Origin of the sequence: Streptomyces sp. Edi2 (assembly GCF_040253635.1) — a bacterium.
Taxonomy (GTDB): domain Bacteria; phylum Actinomycetota; class Actinomycetes; order Streptomycetales; family Streptomycetaceae; genus Streptomyces.
Genome location: NZ_JBEJGX010000003.1, coordinates 5,822,855 through 5,841,202, shown reverse-complemented (window position 1 = coordinate 5,841,202; position 18,348 = coordinate 5,822,855). Strand labels below are relative to the sequence as shown.

Here is an 18,348-nt window from a genome sequence, read left to right as displayed (position 1 = left end):
GCAGGGGGGACCGCGGCACGGCGCCCCGTCGGTACGGGGCACCGTGCCGTGCGGCGAACGGTGCACGTGCGGTGGTGCTAACGGCAGGCTGAGCAAGGGGTTCGGTGCCTCAGCTCAGGACCGCGAGGGCGTCGATCTCGATGAGCAGACCCTTGGGCAGTCCGACGTAGACGGTGGTGCGGGCCGCGGGGGCCTCCTTGAGGCCCTGCTCCTCGAAGTAGGCGTTGTAGATCTCGTTCATCTCGGCGAAGTGGTCCACGTCGGTGAGGTAGACGCGGATCATCATCGCGTCGTCCCAGCTCGCGCCGCCCTCTTCGAGGATGGCCTGGACGTTGGCGAGGGTCTGCAGGGTCTGCTCGCGCAGGGTGGGGCCGGCCGGGGTGGGGGCCTGGCCCTCGACGGCGGGAAGGAAGCCGACCTGGCCCGCGACCTGGAGGATGTTGCCCTTCTTGACTCCGTGGGAGAACTTCGCGGGCGGGGTGGTGTGGGTGGCCGGGGTGAGCGCGGTCTTCTCGGTCATGGGGTTCAGGCTTTCTGTACGGGGGTGGTGGTTGGGGGAGTTGGTGATTACGGGTCGGGTCGGGTCAGGTCGGGCCGGGCCGGGCCGGGCCGGTGGTTACTGGGGAATGGCGGTTCCGGAGTACTCCCGGCTGATGGCGTCGGCGGTGCGGCGTACCAGCGGGAGCAGCGTGAGCAGTTCCTCGGCGGTGACGACGACATTCGGCGCGGAGACCGACATGGCCGCTACCACGCGGCCGTCCGTGCCGCGGATGGGTGCCGCGACGCAGTTGATGGACTCCTCGTGGCCACCGAGGTCGGTGGCCCAGCCCTGTTCGCGGACCTTGGCCAGTTCGGCGAGGAAGGCCGTGGCGTGGGGCGTCGAACGAGGCGTGTAGAGGGGGTAGTCGAGCTTCTCCGCGAGGGCGCGGCGCTCGGGTTCGGGCAGGTCGGAGAGGAGCAGCTTGGCGACCGCCGCGACGGTGATCGCGACGGGTTTGCCGATCCGGGAGTACATCCGGACCGGATAGCGGCTCTCCACCTTGTCGATGTAAAGGACCTCGTTCTCCTCATGGACCGCGAGGTGGACGGTGTGCCCGCATTGCTCGTTGAGCTCGACGAGGTGGGGATGGGCGATCTCGCGTACGTCGAGGTTTTCGACGGCCTGCTGGGCGAGGGCGAAGAGCCGGGCGCCGAGGCGGTAGCGCTGGTCGGACTGGCGGTAGACGAGGCCGTGTTCGTGGAGGGTGCGCAGGAGCCGGAGGGCCGTGGACTTGTGGACACCGAGTCGGTCGGCGACCTGTCCCAGGTCGGCGGGTCCCTCGGCGAGCAGCGGCAGGATGCTCAGGGCGCGGTCGACGGTCTGGCTCATGTGCGTGCCTCGCTTCGCCCGTCCCTGCCGTCGCCGGGGGTGTGCCTCTCGTCGACGGCTGTCTCGCGTCGCTCGTTCACGGTGTCCGTACCTCCTCGTCGGCCCGGTGGCCGCAAGCGCCGGCTTCGGTCCAGCCGGGGCCGAGGTGCAGTCTCCCCCAGGCCTCGTCGTCGAGGCCCGCCAGGCGGTCGGCGTGCGCGCGGCCGGGCGGGGTCGCGAGGTCGCCGGGGACGGTGAGGGCTGCGGCGGCCCACAGGTGGCCGTGACGGATGCGGGTGCGGACCGGCAGACCGCGCAGGGTGGCGGAGAGGAATCCGGCGGCGAAGGCGTCGCCGGCCCCGGTGGCCGCCACGAGGTCGACGGCCAGGGAGGGGACGAAGGTGGGGGTGGCGGTAGCGGTGGGGGTGGGGGTGGCTTCGTCGCGGCCCACGACTGTCTCGGTGCCGGTAAGGTCGTCGCGGCGCCCGCCGGTCGCCGTACCGATGCCGTCGTCGCGGCGCTCGCCGGTCGTCGTACCGATGGCGTCGTCGCGGCGCCCGCCCGTCTCGGTGGTGCGCTGGAAGACGGTGGCGCCGCGCTTGCCCTGTTTGACGACCAGGAGGTCAGGTTCCGGCAGCGCGTCGCTGATGGCCTGCGGCCCGTGCAGGCCCCAGGCGTCCCGGGCCTCGTCGTCGCCGACGAAGACCAGGTCGGCGCCCCGCGCCAGTTCGAGCAGCGCCTGTGCCTGTGACGGCTCACGCCACAGCCCCGGCCGGTGATTGACGTCGAACGAGAGCAGCGGACGCCCCGGGCGGCGGGCGGTCAGCTCACGCATCAGGCCGAGGCAGTCCTCGGACAGCGCCGCCGTGATGCCGGACAGATGCAGAACCCGGCCGGAGCGGACCGCGTCCAGGTCCAGTTGCGCGGCCGTCATGGCGGAGGCGGCGGAACCGGCCCGGTAGTAGGCGACTTCGTGGGTGTCGCCTGCGCGGTCGCCCGCGGTGCGGAAGTAGATGCCGGTGGGGCGCAGCGGGTCGCGTCGGACGTGGGTGACATCGACGCCGCAGTCGGCGATGGCGGCAAGCAGGTGGTCGCCGAAGCCGTCGGTGCCGACCCGGGAGATCCAGCGTGCGGTGTGGCCGGTGCGGGCGAGGGTGCAGGCGACGTTGGACTCGGCGCCGCCGATGGCGCGGTCGAAGGACGGTACGTCGGCGAGTCGGCCGGGCTGGTTCGGCAGGAAGGTGACCATGGACTCGCCGAGGCAGACGACGTCGACGTCCGGGACGGAGGGGCCGTCCGGAAGGGGGGTGCCGCCCGGGACGGAGGTGCCGCCCGCAACGGAGGTGCCGCCCGCAACAGGGGTGCCGCCGGCGTTCGAGGGCCTGGTCACGATCGGTTCCGCTCCTTCGCTGTGGTGCCTGCCCGGACCGGGTGCCGCAGGGTTCCGGCCCGGTGCCGCAAGGGTTCCGGTCCCGCACCGCACGGGATACGGTCCCGCGCCGCACGGGATACGGTCCCGCGCCGCACGGTGAACCGGCCGTCTCCGGCCGCATCCGGCCGCTTCCCGCCGCATTTCCCGCCGTTGCCCGACGCGTTTCCCACCGTTGACCGGGCGATGGCTCGGATGTTAGACAGCGGTCAGCGATATGCGCAATGACTGTTGCAGATAGTGCAACGAGGACTTTCGAGGAGGCCCCATGGCCGGTGAACGGCTCGCGCAGGGACTCAAGGGACTCGCGGACGAGCGGGTCGATCACCGCTTCAAGTCGCTGCCCCCGGACGCCGAGGGCCGGACCGTCGGCGAGCTGGCCGCCGAGCGCCGCAACCTCTTCCACGACGGGTTCACCACCCCTCTCCTCGCCCTCTCCGCCGAGTCGGTCGCCCACAACCTGGCCCTGATGGAGACCTACGCGGCCCGGCACGGCCTGGCCTTCGCCCCGCACGGCAAGACCTGCATGGCACCGCAGCTCTTCGCCCGCCAGCTGGAGCACGGCGCGTGGGGCATCACCGCCGCCGTCCCCCACCAGGTCCGCGTCTACCGCCACTACGGCATCCAGCAGATCTTCCTGGCCAACGAGCTCGTGGACGCGGCCGCGCTGCGCTGGCTCGCCGGAGAGCTCGCCGCGGACCCCGGCTTCCGCTTCGTGTGCTACGTCGACTCGCTGCGGGGCATCGAGCTGATGGACGCCGCTCTGCGCGAGGCCGGCGCCACCCGCCCCGTGGATGTCGTCGTCGAGCTCGGCGCCGGGGAGGGCGCGCGTACCGGTGTGCGGACCGAGGCCGAATGCCTCGAACTCGCCGACGCCATCGCGGGCGTGGACACCCTCCGTCTGGTCGGCGTCGCCGGCTACGAGGGCGAGGTGCCCGACGCCACCCCCGAGCGGGTGACCGCCTGGCTGCGCCGACTGGTCGCCCTTGCTGTGGAGTTCGACGCGTCGGGCCGGTTCGCCGACCTCGACCAGATCGTCATCAGTGCGGGCGGCAGCGCCTGGTTCGATGCGGTGGCCGAGGTCTTCGCCGACATTCCCGAACTGTCCGCCCCGCCTCTCAAGCTGCTGCGCTCGGGCGCGTACGTCTCGCACGACGACGGCCACTACCGTGAGGTCACCCCCTTCAACCGCATCCCGGAGGAGGGCGCCCTGCGGCCCGCCTTCCGCCTCTGGGCGCAGGTCGTCTCCCGCCCCACGCCCGAGCAGGCGTTCCTCAACGCGGGCAAGCGCGATGCGGCGTACGACCTGCATCTGCCGCAGGCCCAGGTCGTACGGTCCGGCCGGGACGGCACCCTGCGCCCTGCGGGCGGCGTCACCGTCACCGGGCTGTCCGACCAGCACGCCTGGGTCCGCACCGAGCGGGCCGGTGACCTGGAGGTCGGCGACTGGGTCGGGCTGGGCCTGTCGCACCCCTGTACGTCCTTCGACAAGTGGCAGTTGATCCCGCTGGTCGAGCAGGACGGCACGGTCACCGATTTCATCCGCACCTTCTTCTAGGAGCCATTGGGGACCCTAGGGACCCTTGGTTGCCTTAGGGACCCTAGGTTTCCCTTAGGGCCCTAACTGCCCCTTAGTTGCCCTTAGTTGCCCTTAGGGAGCTCTCAGAAGTTCCAGAAACCCTGGGCCAGGGATCACCTGTCCCCTCCCCGACCCCGGCGGTGCGTGCCGGTCCCCCGCGGCGCGCACCGCCGGCCCCCGCCCGGGGCCCGGTGCCGCGAGACCCGTAAGGGTCCGGCCCCGGCCCCCGGGCACAGCCCGAAGGCCCGAAGGCCCGAAGTCAACGAGAAAGGCAGGCCCCAGCCATGGACACCGTGCTCCGCGACGTCCGCGTCCTCGACGGGTCCGGCGGTCCGTCCTACCGCGCCGATGTCGCCCTCGCCGACGGCCGGATCGCCGCGATCCACCGCGAGTCGGACGGCGGCCCGCGCCCGGGCGCCGCCCGCGTGGTGGACGGCCACGGCCTCGCCCTCTCCCCCGGCTTCATCGATATGCATGCGCACAGCGACCTCGCGCTGCTGCGTGACCCGGCGCACGAGGCGAAGGCCGCCCAGGGCGTCACCCTCGAAGTCATCGGCCAGGACGGCCTGTCGTACGCGCCGGTCGACGACCGGGCCCTCGCCCAGGTCCGCACCCAGATCACCGGCTGGAACGGCGGCGGGCCCGGGGACACCTCCGTCGACTTCTCCTGGCGTACCGTCGGCGGCTACCTCGACCGCCTCGACCACGGCTTCGACGGCCACGGCATCGCCGTCAACGCCGCCTACCTCATCCCGCAGGGCACCGTCCGGATGCTCGCCCTCGGCTGGGACGACCGCCCCGCCACCGCCGGCGAGCTGGCGCGGATGAAACAGCTGGTCGCCGAGGGTCTGGAGCAGGGCGCGGTGGGACTGTCCTCCGGTCTGACCTACACCCCCGGCATGTACGCCTCCGACGCGGAACTCACCGAACTGTGCCGGGTGGTGGCGCGCTACGACGGCTACTACTGCCCGCACCACCGCTCCTACGGGGCCGGCGCCCTCCAGGCGTACGAGGAGATGGTGGCGCTCACCCGCGAGGCCGGCTGCGCGCTGCATCTGGCGCACGCCACCATGAACTTCGGCGTCAACGAGGGCCGCGCGCCCGACCTGCTCGCGCTCCTGGACAGGGCACTGGCCGCGGGCGCGGACATCACCCTCGACACCTACCCCTACACCCCCGGCTGTACGACCCTGGTCGCGATGCTGCCGAGCTGGGCGAGCGAGGGCGGTCCCGAGGCGATCCTCGCCCGCCTCCACGACGAGGCGACGGCCGAGCGGATCCGCCGGGTCATGGAGATCGACGGTGCGGACGGCTGCCACGGGGTGCCCATCGACTGGGACGCCATCGAGATCTCCGGTGTCGCGGACCCGGCTCTGACCGGCTACGTCGGCAAGACCGTCGCCCGCAGCGCGGCCGAGCGCGGCGAGGAGCCGTGGGTGACCGCCCGGCGTCTGCTGACCGACGACCGCCTGGGCTCGACGATCCTGCAGCACGTCGGCCACGAGGAGAACGTCCGCCAGATCATGCGCCACCAGGTGCACACCGGCGGCAGCGACGGCATCCTCCAGGGCCTCAAGCCACATCCGCGCGCATACGGGACCTTCCCCCAGTACCTCGGCAGATACGTCCGCGAGCTGGGTGTGCTGTCCCTGGAGGAGTGCGTCGCCCATCTGACCGGCCGCCCGGCCGCCCGCCTGCGGCTCCCCGACCGCGGCCTCGTCCGTGCGGGCTACCGCGCCGACCTCGTCCTCTTCGACCCCGAAACGGTCGCCGCCGGCGCCACCTTCGACGCACCGCGCACCCTGCCCACCGGCATCCCGCATGTACTCATCGACGGCCGGTTCGTGATCGAGGACGGCCGGCGGACGGACGTCCTGGCGGGACGGACGGTACGGCGCACGGCGACGGGGCGGCGGTAGGGCACCGTCAGGCCCTCACCACCGCCCCGCCCGCCGGAACGCCGAGTCGGTTCGTGCGCCGGTATCAGACCGCCGGGGCCGGGTAGGTCGGGTACTCCACCCCGGACACGTGCTGGACGACGCGGATGACCTGGCAGGAGTAGCCGAACTCGTTGTCGTACCAGAGGTAGAGGATCGCGTTGTCGCCGTCGACCTTGGTGGCGCCGGCGTCCACGATCGAGGCGTGACGCGAGCCCATGAAGTCGCTCGACACCGCGTCGGGCGCCGTGGTGAAGTCGATCTGGCGCTTGAGCGGCGAGGTCAGCGACACGTCGCGGAGGTAGTCGAGGACCTCCTCGCGGCTGGTCTCACGGCCGAGCCGCAGGCTGAGGATCGCGATCGAGACGTCCGGCACCGGGACCCGGATCGAGCTGCCGGTGATCGGGGCCGTGAGCTCGGGCAGCGCCTTGGCGACGGCGGAGGCGGCACCGGTCTCGGTGATCACCATGTTGAGCGGCGCCGAGCGGCCGCGACGGTCGGCCTTGTGGTAATTGTCCAGCAGGTTCTGGTCGTTGGTGAACGAGTGGACGGTCTCCACGTGGCCGCGCAGCACGCCGTACTCGTCCGCCATCGCCTTCAGCGGCGGGACGATCGCGTTGGTGGTGCAGGACGCGCAGGACAGGATCTGCTCGTCCGGCTTGATCGTGTCGTGGTTGACGCCGTGCACGATGTTGGGGACGTCGCCCTTGCCCGGCGCGGTCAGGACGACCTTGTCGATGCCGGGGCGCAGGTGCTTCGACAGGCCCTCGCGGTCGCGCCACTTGCCGGTGTTGTCGATGAGGATGGCGCTCTTGATGCCGTACGCCGTGTAGTCGACCTCCGAGGGGTCGTTGGCGTAGATCACCTTGATCTCGTTGCCGTTGGCGATGATCGTGCTGTTCGCCTCGTCAACCGTGATCGTGCCCTGGAACTGCCCGTGAATGGAGTCGCGGCGCAGCAGCGAGGCGCGTTTGACGATGTCCTGCTCGCCGCCCTGGCGGACGACGATGGCGCGCAGCCGCAGGCCGTTGCCGGAGCCGGACTTCTCGATCAGCAGGCGGGCGACGAGGCGGCCGATGCGGCCGAACCCGTAGAGGACGGCATCGCGCGGCTCACGGCGCTCGATCTTGTCGGCACCGGTGGCACCGGCGACGGCCTCGGCGGTGAACTCCTCCACCGTCAGGCCGCGGTCATCGGTCCGGTACGTCTCGGCGAGCAGGGCGATGTCGATCTGGGACGGGCCGAGGTCGAGCGCGGTGAGGGCCTGCAGGAACGGCAGCGTCTCGGTGACCGAGAGTTCCACACCGGCGATCTGCCGGGCGAACCGGTGAGTCTTGAGGATGCTGACCACCGACTTGTTCACCAGGGAGCGGCTGTGGAGCAGGACCGTGACGTCCCGCTCCCGGTGCAGCTTCCCGATGAGCGGGATCATCGACTCCGCGATCTCCTCGCGGTTTTTCCAGTTGGTGAACGAGTCGTCATTGACAGCAGTCACAGGCTTATCTTTCGAGCTAGGCGGTGCTCATATGCTACCGCCCCGCTCTTTTCATCATTCAAACGGTGCCGCTTGAGGGAGGTGCCGCACTCGCCCCCAACCGCCACACGCGCCCCACCAGGCCCGATGGGCTCGACAGGACTGACGGGGCCGACGGGGCCGACGGGACCAAGGGGGCCGACGGCCAGGAGTGCGGCGGGCCAAGGGTCGCGCACCGTGCTCCCGGGGGCGCCTTCCTACCGGGCACTGCCGATGCCGCGATCGGCTTCGGAGCCCTGAAGCATCAGAGTGGTCTCCTCGATGCGGCTGAACCGGCCGTCGGGCGTGAGGTCGGCGAACACATAGACCTCCATGCTCACGGTCGAGCCGTCCTTCTTCGCGATGTGCGCGGTGTGCCGGTCGGCGTACTTGCTGCCGCTGTACAGCTCTTCGTGCACCTCGACATGGCCGCCGGCGACGAGGCTGCGCACGTGGGTGATGTGCTCAAGGAACTCGGTGCGGTCGGCCCACTCGCCGTCCGTGCGCTGGCGGTACTCCGGGGCGAAGTGGCGGTCGGCGGCCTCCCGCAGGGTGATCTCGCTGTTGAAGAGCAGGTCGTTCATGGCGGCCTCGATGCCGGTGCGGGTCATGGGAGTTCCCTTCAGAGGAGGAGAGGTGCGTGCGTGGCGCACGCACTTCCTGGACTGTAGCAGCAATTGCGTGCGCCGCGCACGCTATTCTTTCGGTATGGAGGGCATGGAGAACGTGGAGAGCATGGAGAGCGTGGAGAACGAGGTAGGGCATGAGATCGCCGACGCACTGGGCCTCCTGCTCAGGCGCACCACCCGCGCACAGCTGCACCAGCAGCTCACCGAGGGCATGGGCGAGGCGGTGGACGAATTGACGTACCCGGTCCTCAGCGCGCTGGCCCGGACCGGCCCCCGCAGCGCCGCCGACCTGGCACCCGACGCCGGCGTCGACCGCTCCGGCGTCACCCGCCGCGCCTCACGGCTGGAGGCCGCCGGCCTCATCCGCCGCGAGGCAGACCCCACCGACCGGCGCGCGCATCTGCTCGTCCTCACCGAGCAGGGCCAGTCCGCAGTGGCAGAGCTGCGCAGACGTCTGGCCGCCCACATCATGACGAGCCTGTCCTCATGGCCGCCCGGCGAGGCCGAGGCATTCGCCCACCACCTGCGCCGCTTCACGGCCGAAGGCCCGTTCACCTGACAGAGGGCGGGCGCCCGGAACACGGGGCGGACGGCCGGAACACAGGGCGGGCACCCGGAATACAGGGCAGGCGCCCGGAACACAGGGCAGGCGCCAGGGCCGGCCACCCAGCCAGTCCCGGCCGCCCGTCCGTGCGTCTGCCCGCCCCCGTCAGCCCACTCGCCCCACCACCCACACAGCGTCACTTTGCGTGACGCACCCCACACCATCCGCTGACCAACGTGGGGAAGAACACCGGGCGGGCGTCGTTACGCAGCCGTAAGGTGGCGGTCATGCAGGTGATCCAGTCAACGAAGCTCGCCAACGTCTGCTACGAAATCCGTGGCCCGGTGCTCGAGGAGGCCATGCGGCTGGAGGCGGCGGGTCACCGCATTCTCAAGCTCAACACCGGCAACCCGGCGGCGTTCGGCTTCGAGTGCCCGCCCGAGATCCTGGAGGACATCCTCCGCTCGGTCGGTACGGCACACGGCTACGGCGACGCGAAGGGCCTGCTCTCCGCCCGTCGCGCGGTGATGCAGCACTACCAGACCAAGGGCATCGAGCTCTCGGTCGACGACATCTACCTGGGCAACGGCGTCTCCGAGCTCATCCAGATGTCGATGCAGGCGCTGCTGGACGACGGCGACGAGGTGCTGGTCCCGGCCCCGGACTACCCGCTGTGGACGGCGTCCGTGTCCCTCTCCGGCGGCACCGCCGTGCACTACCGCTGCGACGAGCAGGCCGACTGGATGCCCGACCTCGCCGATATCGAGCGCAAGGTCACCGACCGCACCAAGGCCATCGTCGTCATCAACCCCAACAACCCCACGGGTGCCGTGTACGACGACACGCTGCTGCAGGGCATCGCGGAGATCGCCCGGCGGCACAACCTGATCGTCTGCGCCGACGAGATCTACGACAAGATCCTCTACGACGGCGTCACCCACACCCCCTTCGCCTCGCTCGCCCCCGACCTGCTGACCCTGACCTTCAACGGGCTGTCGAAGTCGTACCGGGTGGCGGGCTACCGCAGCGGCTGGATGGCGGTCTGCGGCCCGAAGGCACACGCCGCCTCGTACATCGAGGGGCTGACGATCCTCGCCAATATGCGGCTGTGCGCCAATATGCCGGCCCAGCACGCGGTCGCCACGGCCCTCGGCGGCCGCCAGTCGATCAACGAACTGGTGCTGCCCGGCGGCCGGCTGCTGGAGCAGCGCGATGCGGCGTACGAGCTGCTGACGCAGATCCCCGGCGTCAGCTGCGTCAAGCCGAAGGGCGCGCTGTACGCCTTCCCGCGACTGGACCCCAAGGTCTACAAGGTCAAGGACGACCGGCAGATGGTGCTCGATCTGCTGCGCGCCGAGAAGATCATGATCGTGCACGGCACCGGCTTCAACTGGCCGGAGCCGGACCACTTCCGCCTGGTCACGCTGCCCAGCACGGACGATCTGACGGATGCCGTCACCCGGATCGGCTCCTTCCTCGACGGTTACGGACAGTGCTGAGCCGGAGCAATTTCTATACGGATCACAACTTTAGACATCGTCTAAGCTAGGATGGTCTCGTAGACGCTTTCAGGAGGCCGTCCCATGTACGAACCGATCCGCACCAAGTCGGTCCACACCATGGCCGCCGCCCCGGAGGTCCCGCACCGCTCCCGCGAGGAGGAGCTGGACATCCGGCTCGCCGGACAGCTGACCGCGCTGCTCACCGTCACCGACGAACTGCACGCCCTGGCGACGCGGGAGGACGGTGGCGCAGCCCAGGGGGCCACGCCGGACGGCGCCGCACTCGCTGCCGCCGCCGAGCGCATCGCCGAGCAGGTCGCGCGGCTGAGCGGCGGTCACTACCCGCTGCGCGCCGAGCCCTCCGACGGTGGCAGCCCGTCCCGGGCCGAGGCCCTGCAGCAGCGCGCCCACACCCTCGCCGGGAACGCCCTGGCGGTCGCCACCTCCCGGGGTGACGCCGCGGCGATAGCCCTGGCCGCGGAGCGGATGGAGGCACACGCCGCACCGCATCGCGACCGGGATCTCGCCACGGCCTGAGTCAGGGCCTGCACCACGGCCTGCATCACGGCCTGAGCCTCGGCCTGGGCCTGCGGGCGGGACGGGCGGGACGGCGCCTCTTCGGTCGCCGACCCCGGATCCCTGCCACCCTCGGCTCCCGGCCCCGGCATCACTCCACCGGCCCATCCCGGCGGCCTTTCCCTTCCGAGCAGCCTTTCCCACACCAGCAGCCTTTCCGGTCGCCCAACGGGCCGGGGCCCCGCACGCGTGGTGCGGGGCCCCGGCCGGGCGAAGGCGGTGCAGCGGCTGGTGCGACGGCTGGTGCGACAGCCGACGCGGCGACTAGCCGAGCCGCTGGACCAGTGCGCGGTACTCGTCCCACAGCTCCTTCGGCGTGTGGTCACCGAAGGTGTTGAGGTGCTCGGGAATCAGCGCCGCCTCCTCGCGCCACACGTCCTTGTCGACGGTGAGCAGGAAGTCGAGGTCGGCGTCGTCGAGGTCCAGGCCGTCGGTGTCCAGCGCGTCCTTCGTGGGCAGCACACCGATGGGGGTCTCCACGCCCTCGGCCTTGCCGTCCAGGCGCTCGACGATCCACTTGAGCACCCGGCCGTTCTCGCCGAAGCCGGGCCAGACGAAGCGGCCCTTGTCGTCCTTGCGGAACCAGTTGACGTAGTAGATCTTCGGCAGCTTGGACTGGTCCTTGTCGGCACCGACCTTGACCCAGTGCCCCATGTAATCGCCCATGTTGTAACCGCAGAACGGCAGCATGGCGAACGGGTCGCGGCGCAGCTCGCCGACCTTGCCCTCGGCCGCGGCGGTCTTCTCGCTGGCGACGTTGGCGCCGAGGAAGACGCCGTGCTGCCAGGTCAGCGACTCGGTCACCAGCGGTACGGCGCTGGCGCGGCGGCCGCCGAAGAGGATCGCCGAGATCGGCACGCCCTTGGGGTCTTCCCACTCGGGCGCGATGATCGGGCACTGGCCGGCCGGGACGGTGAAGCGGGCGTTGGGGTGGGCCGCCGGAGTCCCGGACTCCGGGGTCCAGTCGTTGCCCTTCCAGTCGGTCAGGTGCGCGGGCTTCTCCTCGGTCATGCCCTCCCACCAGACGTCGCCGTCGTCGGTGAGCGCGACGTTGGTGAAGACGGAGTTGCCCCACATCGTCTTCATGGCGTTGGCATTGGTGTGCTCGCCGGTGCCGGGCGCGACACCGAAGAATCCGGCCTCGGGGTTGATGGCGTAGAGGCGGCCGTCCTCACCGAAGCGCATCCAGGCGATGTCGTCGCCGATGGTCTCGACGGTCCAGCCGGAGATCGTGGGCTCCAGCATCGCGAGGTTGGTCTTGCCGCAGGCGGACGGGAAGGCGGCCGCGACGTACTTGGACTCGCCCTGCGGCGGGGTGAGCTTGAGGATCAGCATGTGCTCGGCGAGCCAGCCCTCGTCACGCGCCATGACGGAGGCGATCCGCAGCGCGTAGCACTTCTTGCCGAGCAGGGCGTTGCCGCCGTAGCCCGAGCCGTAGGACCAGATCTCGCGGTCCTCGGGGAAGTGCGAGATGTACTTGGTGGAATTGCACGGCCACGGCACGTCGGCCTCGCCCTCGGCCAGCGGGGCGCCGAGGGTGTGCACGGCCTTGACGAAGAAGCCGTCCTCGCCGAGTTCATCGAGCACCGGCTGCCCCATGCGCGTCATGGTGCGCATCGACACCGCGACGTAGGCGGAGTCGGTGATCTCCACACCGATCGCGGAGAGCGGCGAGCCGAGCGGGCCCATGCAGAACGGGACGACGTACATCGTCCGGCCCTTCATCGAGCCGCGGAAGACGCCCTGCTCACCAGCGAAGCTGCTGTCTCCCCCGGTAAAGATGGCCCGCATCTCGGCGGGGGCCTTCCAGTGGTTGGTCGGGCCGGCGTCCGCCTCCTTCTCGGAGCAGATGAAGGTGCGGTCCTCGACGCGCGCCACGTCAGACGGGTCGGAGGCGGCGTAGTACGAGTTGGGGCGCTTGACCGGGTCGAGCTTCTTGAACGTGCCCTTGTCGACGAGCTCCTCGCACAGACGCTCGTACTCCGCCTCCGAGCCGTCACACCAGACGACCCGGTCGGGCTGGGTGAGTGCTGCGATCTCGTCGACCCAGGAGATGAGGTTCTGGTGACGGGTCGGATGGGCAGAGGGAGCCGCGTTGTCGCGCGCCACGATCGCTCCTAGATGAGGGTGTGGACGGATTTATGCCCGTTTTGCCGGGAAATCCGCTTCTTTTGTTTGCCTGCCCCTTGGGGGCTGCGACCCGGATGCTTCGTGACCGCTCATCCGGTGCCGACCGCACTCATTTGATCATCCGACCCGGAGGGAGTTCTGTCCAGAGGGCACTTTGGTGACCGTCACCACTCCGCCACGAACCGGTAACTTACGGTCGCGTAGGTAGCATTGCGCCATGACTTCCGCGCCCGACGCCGCCGAGAGCCAGACCCCCTGCGCGCCGCCCGCGACCGCGGCGGTCGCCGCCGCGGCCGCGCCCCTCAAGCCCAAACTGCGCGGCTGGCTGCACGCCGGGATGTTTCCCGCCGTGCTCCTCTCCGGGGTCATACTGACCGCCCTCGCCGACAGCCCCCGCGGCCGCCTGGCCTGCGCCATCTACACCATGACCGCCTGCCTGCTCTTCGGGGTCAGCGCCCTTTACCACCGGGGCAATTGGGGGCCGCGGGCCGACGGCGTGCTGCGCCGGCTCGACCACGCCAATATCTTCCTGATCATCGCGGGCACCTATACGCCGCTGACGATGCTGCTCATGCCCGGCTCCCGCGGCCAGACGCTGCTCTGGGCGGTCTGGGCGGCCGCACTGGCCGGGATCGCCTTCCGGGTCTTCTGGGTCGGCGCTCCACGCTGGCTCTACACCCCCTGCTACATCGCCATGGGCTGGGCCGCCGTCTTCTTCCTGCCCGACTTCCTGCGCACCGGCGGCGTCGCCGTGCTGGTACTGGTCATCGTCGGCGGGCTGCTCTACAGCGCGGGCGGCGTGATCTACGGGATCAAGCGCCCCAACCCCTCACCTCGGTGGTTCGGCTTCCACGAGGTCTTCCACTCCTTCACGCTGGCGGCGTTCGTCGTGCACTACATCGGCATCTCCCTGGTGGCCTATTCGCACGCCTGAGGCGGCGGCACCCCGCGGCCCCGGGCGACCGTCCCACCCCCGCCAATCCCGAGCGTAATTTTTCCTATTCACAGCGTGACATGCCCCACTGACACCGGGCCTTCCCGGTCGCTCGGCGGTTGCTCAGCGATTGCTCGGTCTTGCCCACTGCTTGCCCGACGCTTGCTCGAAGATTGCCTACTGCTTGCTCGGGGATTGCCCAGCGCTTGCTCGGTGATTGCCCGGATGATTGCCCAGCACCTGTTTGTTCCGCGCATGAGTGCGGCCGTTGGCCTCCGGAAGGCGGCCTGATGCCTGACAATGCTGCGCATGGCCGTACGCAGCTCTGCCACCACGCCGACCGGGACACCGCAGCCGCAGCCCGGGCGACGGGAGCGGAAGAAGATCCAGACCCGGCAGGCGATCCGGCGGGCCGCCTACCGGCTCTTCGAGGAACAGGGGTACGACACGACCCCCGTCGACCAGATCGCCGCGGCCGCGGACGTCTCCCCGAGTACGGTCTTCCGCTACTTCCCCGCCAAGGAAGACATCGTGCTCACGGACGAGTACGACGCCGTACTGGAGAACGGAATCCGGGCCCGGCCCGCGGACGAGCCGGTGATCGAATCGGTGCGGCAGGTCAGCGTCGAGGCACTGCGCGCGATGTCCGCCGAGGAGCGTGGCGAACTCGTCCAGCGCGTCCGGCTGATCCATGAGGTGCCCGCCGTCCGGGGCCGTACGGCGGAGCACACCGCACGGGACGCCGCGATGCTCACCGCCGTACTGGCGGAGCGCTCCGGACGGCCGGCCGACGACCTGCAGCTGCGGGTGATCAGCGCCGCGATCCTGGCCGCGCTGCAGGAGGCACTGCTGCACTGGGGCGAGAGCGGCCGGACCGGCGTTCCCGAGGAGTCGGTCCACCGTGCCTTGGAGGTACTGGAGCGCGGCCTCACGCTCTGAGGGCGGCGGCGCCCGGAGGCAGCGCGGCATCCAGCCGGAAGATCGGGCCGCTGTCCGCCCCGGCGCGGACCGTGGCGCCCGGCCCGGGCTGCTTCCCCCGCTCCCCCGGCTCCGGCGCCGCGGCAACCGGTTCGCCCAGGCGTGCCGCGAGTCGTGCCCGTAATTGCGACAGCCGCTCGATACGGGCGTCCAGGTCGGCGAGCCGGCGCCGGGCCACCTCTTCCATGGCCGGACAGCGGCCGGAGGCAGGGTCCCGGGGAATGAGATCCGGTACGTCGTCGGCCGGCATCGTGTGCAGCAGATGCGCGAACGCGCGCACATCCCCCACCGTCAGCCCCGCGTCCCGCAGTGCGCGCACCGCCCTCAGCCGGCGGATGTCCTCGGCGTCGTACACCCGGTGACCTGACGGTGTCCTCCGGGCGGTCACCAGCCCCTGCTGCTCGTAGTAGCGCAGCGCCCGCGGCGTCATGCCGGCGGCCACCGCGGCGTCCCCGATACGCATCTCCCCTCCCTCTCCGGCGCGTTCGGCCCTCCGGCGCGTCCCGGCCCTCTCCGGCGCTCAGCCCCGCTCCGGCGCGTTCAGCCCCTCTGCGCCGGGTCCGGCCTGCTGTCCCCGTGTCCGGGGTCCGCGGCGTTCAGTACTCGCTCGATCCCCGCCGCCCCGTACAGCAGGTCCTCGTCCGCGCCGAAACCGCCGACGAGTTGGAGCCCGAGCGGCAGCCCGTTGGCGGCGCGGCCGGCGGGCACGCTGACGGACGGCAGCCCGGCGTTGCTCCAGGGCAGGCACATGATCGAGCTGCCCGTGGTGGTGAGACCGGCAGGCGCGGGGCCGGTGGCCGACGGTGCGGTCCACAGGTCGATGCCCGCCGCGGCGCGGTCCGCCGCGAGCCGGGCGCGGAAGGCCTGACGCCGCTCCCGGGCGGCTTCGTAGGCGGCGTCCCCGATGGTGTGTCCCTGTCGGATGGCCGAGGTGGTCTCCGGGCGGTAGCGGTCGCCGTAGCGCGCGAACCAGTCGGCGTGGGCCCGGGCGACCTCGTAGCGGTTCATCGTGAACAGCTGGTCCACGATCTGCTCGAAGTCGTCCATCACCGGCACCTCGTGGACGACGTACCCGGCGGCCCGCAGCAGCTCGCACTGCTCCGCGAACGCCCGCAGCGCCTCGGCGTCGGCGCGCTCCAGGTAGGGGCCGGCCGGCACGCCCAGTACCGGGAGCTCCGTCCGGCCCGCACCGTCCTGTGCCCGCCAGCCGTCGACCAGCACCGACGCCGCCAGCGCGACACCGGCCACCTCCGTGGCGTAGCACCCGAGGGTGTCAAAACTCGCCGCGTTGGGGATCACCCCGTCGACCGGTATGCGCCCGTAGCTCGGCTTGAAGCCGACGACTCCGCAGTAGGCGGCGGGCCGGATCATCGAGCCGACGGTCTGTGTCCCGATGGCCAGCGGCACCATCCCGGCGGCGACCGCGGCCGCGGAGCCGCTGCTCGAACCGCCGGGCGTATGCGCCGGGTTGTGCGGATTGCGGGTCGGCCCCGGGGCGGTCACCGCGAACTCCGCGGTGACCGTCTTGCCCGCGATCAGCGCACCGGCGGCGCACAGCCGGCCGACGACCGTGGCCTGCGGGCCGGTGAGTACTTCGGGTGGCAGCTCCGAGCCCGCGCGGGTGGGCAGCCCGTCGGCATGCACGATGTCCTTGATGCCTACGGGAACGCCGTACAGGACCGGCCGGGCGTCGGCCGCGGGGGGAGCGGCCGCCGCGATCCGGCGCGCCGCCTCAAGAAGCCGCGTACGCCGCCCGTCCTCGGGCACAAAGGCCCGCACCTGCGGATCGACGGCGTCGATACGGTCACACGAACGGTTCGCCGCGTCGACGGGGTCGTCCGTGCCGGCCCGTAGCGCCGCGGCCTCCTGGACAAGGGATCGCTGCCCGAGCAAGGTCGTCACGCGTGCAGGCTACAACCGGGCACCGACAATGGCAGGGCAATCGCCTCGCCGCACGACGGCCCGGTGCCGCGGCCTCATGACGGGTGCTGCGACCTCACGACGGCCTGGTGCCGCGACCTCATGACGGCGCGCCGCGGCCTCACAACTCCACGATCACCGCACCCAGATGGCGACCCTCGGTCAGCTCGCGCAGTGCCCGCGGCGCCTGTTCGAGCCCCTGCAGCCGGGCGTGCGGGAAGGTGAGGGTGCCGTCGCGCAGCCCCTCGCCGAACCGCTGGTTCCACTCCGGGATCAGGTCCAGGTGGTCGTACAGGGCGACGCCGCGCAGGGTGATGCTGCGGGAGAGCAGCGAGAGGGTGTCGATCTCGACGGTGGTGGGTTTGCCCTCCCCGCCGAGCTGGCTGGAGAGCGCTCCGACGATGGCGATCCGGGCCCCCCGGTTGGCGAGGGCGAGGGCGGCCTGCAGCTGTTCGCCGCCGACGTTGTCGAAGACCGCGTCGATGCCTTCCGGGGCGGCCGTGCGCAGTTGCTCCTCGATGGGGCCCGCACCGCGGATCACCACCGCGTCATAGCCGAGTTCCTTGATCAGCCGGTCCGCCTTCTCCTGCGATCCCGTACTGCCGATGATCCGGGCGGCGCCGCGCAGCCGGGCGATCTGGCCCGCCAGGGAGCCCACCCCGCCCGCCGCACCGGTGACGAAGACGGTGTCGCCGGGGCGTACTTCGGCGCCGTGCACCATGCCCATCCACGCGGTGGGGCCCTGGGAGAGGCAGGCGGCCGGGTCGGGCAGCAGGCCCGGATCGAGCCGCTGCGCCTGGTCGGCGTCCACCACGGCGTATTCCCGCCAGCCGAAGTGGTGTTCCACCAGGTCGCCGGGTTTGAGGTCGGTCCCCGGGGCGGCGACCACCTCACCGACGGCGGACCCGTGCAGCGGTTCGCCGATCTTGTAAGAGGGCATCGGCACCACGCTGGTCTCGTCCATCAGCGTGCGCATCACAGCGGCGACGCCCATCACGGTGTTGCGGACCAGCACCTGGCCGGGTCCGGGTTCCGGAACCGGCACCTCCACGATCTCGAAGAGATCATCGGTGACGGGCCCCTGCGGGCGGGCGGCCAGGCGGACTTCACGGTGTGTGCGAGGTGTCATGCGTCGAGGCTAGAACTTGACGCGCGCGTCAAGGTCAAACCGGTCGCTGGTCCTAGGACTTCCGGCTGGGGGGAGGTGACGGAGGGGGTGCCGGACTGGGGCTGCCCGGGGTGCCGCCCGGACGCGCTCGGGGCGGCACCTGTGGCGTGATCGGGGACGGACGGCTCCCTTGGCCCTCTCGGGACGATTCCTACGGCGGG

At 71.0% G+C, this 18,348-nt stretch carries 16 protein-coding genes; 7 read left to right on the top strand and 9 right to left on the bottom strand.

What is annotated here, in order from left to right:
- Positions 1-109: 109 nt before the first annotated feature.
- From ABR737_RS29185 to ABR737_RS29175, 3 genes are all read right to left on the bottom strand, one after another.
- Positions 110-520 (bottom strand): RidA family protein, encoded by a 411-nt coding sequence (locus ABR737_RS29185; RefSeq protein WP_129294426.1) that lies wholly within the window; start codon positions 518-520, stop codon positions 110-112.
- A 96-nt stretch (positions 521-616) separates the two neighbouring features.
- A complete protein-coding gene (locus tag ABR737_RS29180) occupies positions 617-1,369 on the bottom strand; it encodes an IclR family transcriptional regulator (RefSeq protein WP_350253513.1) in 753 nt (250 codons plus the stop codon).
- Between the two features lie 76 nt (positions 1,370-1,445).
- Complete coding sequence (locus tag ABR737_RS29175; RefSeq protein WP_502964518.1) at positions 1,446-2,597, bottom strand: sugar kinase; 1,152 nt, start codon at positions 2,595-2,597, stop codon at positions 1,446-1,448.
- A gap of 448 nt (positions 2,598-3,045) precedes the next feature.
- On the opposite strand from ABR737_RS29175, the gene ABR737_RS29170 reads away from it, so the two are divergent.
- Together ABR737_RS29170 and ABR737_RS29165 are read left to right on the top strand one after the other, a co-directional pair.
- On the top strand, positions 3,046-4,335 hold the full coding sequence (locus tag ABR737_RS29170) for an amino acid deaminase (protein WP_350253509.1): 1,290 nt from the start codon (positions 3,046-3,048) through the stop codon (positions 4,333-4,335).
- A 305-nt stretch (positions 4,336-4,640) separates the two neighbouring features.
- Positions 4,641-6,275 carry an N-acyl-D-amino-acid deacylase family protein gene (locus ABR737_RS29165; RefSeq protein ID WP_350253507.1) on the top strand — a complete coding sequence of 545 codons (1,635 nt, stop codon included), beginning with the start codon at positions 4,641-4,643 and terminating at the stop codon, positions 6,273-6,275.
- Between the two features lie 64 nt (positions 6,276-6,339).
- On the opposite strand, the gene ABR737_RS29160 is transcribed toward ABR737_RS29165, so the two are convergent.
- Both ABR737_RS29160 and ABR737_RS29155 read right to left on the bottom strand, forming a co-directional pair.
- A complete protein-coding gene (locus tag ABR737_RS29160; RefSeq protein WP_350253505.1) occupies positions 6,340-7,788 on the bottom strand; it encodes a glyceraldehyde-3-phosphate dehydrogenase in 1,449 nt (482 codons plus the stop codon).
- Positions 7,789-8,024: 236 nt separating this feature from the next.
- Positions 8,025-8,417: a nuclear transport factor 2 family protein gene (locus ABR737_RS29155; RefSeq protein ID WP_350253504.1), complete on the bottom strand. Its 393-nt coding sequence runs from the start codon at positions 8,415-8,417 to the stop codon at positions 8,025-8,027.
- A 97-nt stretch (positions 8,418-8,514) separates the two neighbouring features.
- Here ABR737_RS29155 and ABR737_RS29150 point away from each other — a divergent pair, with 97 nt between their 5' ends.
- From ABR737_RS29150 to ABR737_RS29140, 3 genes are all read left to right on the top strand, one after another.
- Positions 8,515-8,994 (top strand): MarR family winged helix-turn-helix transcriptional regulator, encoded by a 480-nt coding sequence (locus ABR737_RS29150; protein WP_502964395.1) that lies wholly within the window; start codon positions 8,515-8,517, stop codon positions 8,992-8,994.
- 272 nt (positions 8,995-9,266) lie between these two features.
- Entirely contained in the window at positions 9,267-10,478 is a 1,212-nt protein-coding gene (locus tag ABR737_RS29145; protein ID WP_350253502.1) for a pyridoxal phosphate-dependent aminotransferase, read from the top strand.
- A gap of 84 nt (positions 10,479-10,562) precedes the next feature.
- Positions 10,563-11,018 carry an SCO4983 family protein gene (locus ABR737_RS29140; RefSeq protein WP_350253500.1) on the top strand — a complete coding sequence of 152 codons (456 nt, stop codon included), beginning with the start codon at positions 10,563-10,565 and terminating at the stop codon, positions 11,016-11,018.
- A 303-nt stretch (positions 11,019-11,321) separates the two neighbouring features.
- Here ABR737_RS29140 and ABR737_RS29135 read toward each other — a convergent pair whose 3' ends face one another.
- Positions 11,322-13,166, bottom strand: coding sequence for a phosphoenolpyruvate carboxykinase (GTP) (locus ABR737_RS29135; RefSeq protein ID WP_350253498.1), 1,845 nt, complete (start codon positions 13,164-13,166; stop codon positions 11,322-11,324).
- A gap of 238 nt (positions 13,167-13,404) precedes the next feature.
- Between ABR737_RS29135 and trhA the strand changes: the two genes are divergently transcribed.
- Both trhA and ABR737_RS29125 read left to right on the top strand, forming a co-directional pair.
- Positions 13,405-14,121, top strand: coding sequence for a PAQR family membrane homeostasis protein TrhA (gene trhA, locus ABR737_RS29130; RefSeq protein ID WP_350253496.1), 717 nt, complete (start codon positions 13,405-13,407; stop codon positions 14,119-14,121).
- 300 nt (positions 14,122-14,421) lie between these two features.
- A complete protein-coding gene (locus ABR737_RS29125) occupies positions 14,422-15,060 on the top strand; it encodes a TetR/AcrR family transcriptional regulator (protein WP_350253494.1) in 639 nt (212 codons plus the stop codon).
- Here the strand turns inward: ABR737_RS29125 and ABR737_RS29120 are convergent.
- The 3 genes from ABR737_RS29120 to ABR737_RS29110 all read right to left on the bottom strand — a co-directional run bounded on the left by ABR737_RS29120 (position 15,050) and on the right by ABR737_RS29110 (position 18,148).
- A complete protein-coding gene (locus ABR737_RS29120; RefSeq protein WP_350253492.1) occupies positions 15,050-15,562 on the bottom strand; it encodes a MerR family transcriptional regulator in 513 nt (170 codons plus the stop codon). The two genes, ABR737_RS29125 and ABR737_RS29120, sit on opposite strands and share 11 nt — an antisense overlap.
- A 77-nt stretch (positions 15,563-15,639) precedes the next feature.
- Complete coding sequence (locus ABR737_RS29115; RefSeq protein ID WP_350253490.1) at positions 15,640-17,001, bottom strand: amidase; 1,362 nt, start codon at positions 16,999-17,001, stop codon at positions 15,640-15,642.
- Between the two features lie 139 nt (positions 17,002-17,140).
- A complete protein-coding gene (locus tag ABR737_RS29110; protein WP_350253488.1) occupies positions 17,141-18,148 on the bottom strand; it encodes a zinc-binding dehydrogenase in 1,008 nt (335 codons plus the stop codon).
- Positions 18,149-18,348: the final 200 nt, after the last annotated feature.

What these genes read in the sequence shown, in the direction of transcription:
- ABR737_RS29110 (WP_350253488.1), bottom strand. Translation starts at nt 18,148, where the DNA reads ATGACACCTCGCACACACCGTGAAGTCCGCCTGGCCGCCCGCCCGCAG.
- ABR737_RS29185 (WP_129294426.1), bottom strand. Translation starts at nt 520, where the DNA reads ATGACCGAGAAGACCGCGCTCACCCCGGCCACCCACACCACCCCGCCC.
- ABR737_RS29140 (WP_350253500.1), top strand. Translation starts at nt 10,563, where the DNA reads ATGTACGAACCGATCCGCACCAAGTCGGTCCACACCATGGCCGCCGCC.
- ABR737_RS29165 (WP_350253507.1), top strand. Translation starts at nt 4,641, where the DNA reads ATGGACACCGTGCTCCGCGACGTCCGCGTCCTCGACGGGTCCGGCGGT.
- ABR737_RS29175 (WP_502964518.1), bottom strand. Translation starts at nt 2,597, where the DNA reads ATGGTCACCTTCCTGCCGAACCAGCCCGGCCGACTCGCCGACGTACCG.
- ABR737_RS29145 (WP_350253502.1), top strand. Translation starts at nt 9,267, where the DNA reads ATGCAGGTGATCCAGTCAACGAAGCTCGCCAACGTCTGCTACGAAATC.
- ABR737_RS29150 (WP_502964395.1), top strand. Translation starts at nt 8,515, where the DNA reads ATGGAGGGCATGGAGAACGTGGAGAGCATGGAGAGCGTGGAGAACGAG.
- ABR737_RS29155 (WP_350253504.1), bottom strand. Translation starts at nt 8,417, where the DNA reads ATGACCCGCACCGGCATCGAGGCCGCCATGAACGACCTGCTCTTCAAC.
- trhA (WP_350253496.1), top strand. Translation starts at nt 13,405, where the DNA reads ATGACTTCCGCGCCCGACGCCGCCGAGAGCCAGACCCCCTGCGCGCCG.
- ABR737_RS29120 (WP_350253492.1), bottom strand. Translation starts at nt 15,562, where the DNA reads ATGCGTATCGGGGACGCCGCGGTGGCCGCCGGCATGACGCCGCGGGCG.
- ABR737_RS29180 (WP_350253513.1), bottom strand. Translation starts at nt 1,369, where the DNA reads ATGAGCCAGACCGTCGACCGCGCCCTGAGCATCCTGCCGCTGCTCGCC.
- ABR737_RS29170 (WP_350253509.1), top strand. Translation starts at nt 3,046, where the DNA reads ATGGCCGGTGAACGGCTCGCGCAGGGACTCAAGGGACTCGCGGACGAG.
- ABR737_RS29125 (WP_350253494.1), top strand. Translation starts at nt 14,422, where the DNA reads ATGCTGCGCATGGCCGTACGCAGCTCTGCCACCACGCCGACCGGGACA.